Consider the following 2,358-nt stretch of genomic DNA (forward strand, 5'->3'; position numbering starts at 1 on the left):
CTCTTGAGCCCTCCCGGGCCCCCGCCTACGGTCGACCACAGCAGCACACGGCCGTGTGCCCGAGTGGTTGAGGGAATCGCCTGCAAAGCGATTTACACCGGTTCGATTCCGGTCACGGCCTCCGAGGAGCCCCACCGCCCGGGCGACACCTGGCAGCCCCGAACAACATGGCAGCCCCGAACAGAAGGCATACGCCGTCGTGACCGATCCCGCCGGCTTCGCCGAAGAGCCGGGTCCGCTCGGCCACCGACTCCGCGTGGCCGGCACACCGCGGGGCAATGGCGGGGTCCAGGCCTCGGCGGTCGACGCCGGCGACGCACCGCGGCAGCCCTTCCCCGGCCGATGAACCGGCCCCGCCGGGCCTCAGGCGCAGACCTCAGACCGCAGGCCTCAGGCGCAGACCGCAGGCCTCAGCCCCGCTGCACCGCCACCGCCGCCTGGGGGCGGATCGGCAGGCGGTTGACCGGGCGGCCGGTGGCGGCTCGGACGGCCGCGGCGACCGCCGCCGGGGAGGTGACGACCGGCACCGCGCTGGCGGCCTTCGCGCCGAAGGGGGCCACCACGTCGCGCTCCTCGAGGAGTTCGACGATGCGGACGTCGGGGGCGTCCAGGGCGGTCGGGAGGGAGTAGCCGGTCAGGTCCGGGTGGCGGACGACGCCCTGGGCCGTGCGGAGGTTCTCGGTGAGCGCCGCACCCACGCCCTGGGTGACGCCCGCCTCGATACGGGCCGCCAGCTGGCGCGGGTTGAGCACCCGGCCCACGTCCTGGGCTACGGCCATCTCCACGACCCGTACCGAGCCCAGCTCGATGTCCACGTCGACCACGGCCCGGATCGCGCAAAAGGCCAGGCCCACGAACGCGTCGCCCTGGCCCGTCTCGTCCAGCGGCTCCGTCGGGTGCGGGCGGCACTGCGCGGTGGCCCACAGCTCCTTGCCGTCCAGCGTCTCGGCGACGGTCGTGCTGAGCACCCCGTCGTACGAGGTGATCTTGCCGTCGGCGATCGTCAGCAGCTCGGTGGACATGCCGAACTTGTGGGCCAGCGGCTGGAGGAGCTGGGTGCGGACCATCTTCGCGGCCCGCTCCACCGCGCCGCCCGACACCCATGTGTGGCGGCCGTGGCAGGCGGGCCCGGCCGGGGGCTGGTCGGTGTCGACGGGGGCGACGTGGACCTCCTCGACGCCCAGCACCTCCTGCACGATCTGCCGGGCGAGCGTGGCGAAGCCCTGGCCGGTCTCGACGGCGGCGCAGATCACCGTCGCCTCCCCGCCGTTGACCTTCACGGTCGCGGTGGCGACCTCGTCGGCGCCCTCCGCGCCGAGCATGTGCACCATGCCCAGCGCGTAGCCGACGCCGCGCCGGACCGCGCCCGGCTCGCCCGCGCCCTCCGGCCCGCCGGGCAGCAGCCAGTCCTCCTGGGGCGCGTCCTTGGGCAGCGCGGGCAGGTCGAAGTCCCGTACCGCGCGCAGGAGTTCGGCGACGGGCGCCGGGCAGGTCACCGTCTGCCCGGTGGGCAGCAGGTCCCCGGTGGCCATCACGTTGCGCAGCCGCAGCTCGACCGGGTCGACGCCCAGCTTCGCCGCGAGCTTGTCCATCTGCCCCTCGTACGCGGCGCACACCTGCATCGCACCCTCGCCGCGGACGTGCCCGGACGGCGGGTTGTTGGTGCGCACCGCCCAGCCCTCGACGAAGGCGTGCGGTACGACGTACGGGCCCGCGGCGAAGGCCACCGCGGCGGCGAGCGATTCGGCGGAGGAGTCCGCGTACGCGCCCGCGTCCATCAGGATCTGCGCCTCGACCTTGAGGAGGCGGCCCTCGGCGTCCGCGTGGTGACGGTAGCGCAGCAGGGTGGGGTGGCGGTGGGCGTGGCCGAGGAAGGACTCCTCGCGGGTCGCCGCGAGCTTGACCGGGCAGCCGGTCTTCAACGCCAGCAGCCCCAGCGGGAGTTGCATGCCGGCGTCCTCGCGGTCGCCCGTCGCGCCGGGCACGCCGGTGACGACGACCTTGACGCGCTCGGGCTCCAGGCCGAAGCAGGCGGCGGCCAGGTCGCGGTCGGTGTGCGGGTCGGTGGAGGCGGTGTAGATCTCGACGCCGCCGTCGGGGCGCGGCACGGCGAGCCCGGCCTCGGCACCGATGGGGGCGGGGTCCTGGCGCCCGATCCTGTAGAGCCCCTCGACGACGACCTCGCCCGTGACGTCCGGGTCGCCGTAGCGCAGGGGGATGTGGCGTACGAGGTTCCCTTCGGGGTGCAACGGCTCGGCGGCGAAGGCCTTTTCGGGGTCGGTGACCGGCTCCAGGACCTCGTACTCGACGGCGATGGCCGCGGCGGCCAGGCGGGCGGTGTCGGGGTGGTCGGCGGCG

1 protein-coding gene and 1 tRNA gene are annotated in these 2,358 nt (G+C 74.7%); one reads left to right on the plus strand and one right to left on the minus strand.

All coding sequences use genetic code 11. The features are described 5' to 3' along the window. Positions 1 to 49: 49 nt before the first annotated feature. A tRNA-Cys gene (locus AOK16_RS24865) sits at positions 50 to 121 on the plus strand. 289 nt (positions 122 to 410) lie between these two features. On the opposite strand, the gene AOK16_RS24870 is transcribed toward AOK16_RS24865, so the two are convergent. Continuing rightward, on the minus strand, positions 411 to 2,358 hold a 1,948-nt coding region (locus tag AOK16_RS24870), incomplete at its 5' end, for a xanthine dehydrogenase family protein molybdopterin-binding subunit (protein WP_055474326.1).

It is taken from the genome of Streptomyces pathocidini (genome assembly GCF_001418495.1).
Classification (GTDB): Bacteria; Actinomycetota; Actinomycetes; order Streptomycetales; family Streptomycetaceae; genus Streptomyces; species Streptomyces pathocidini.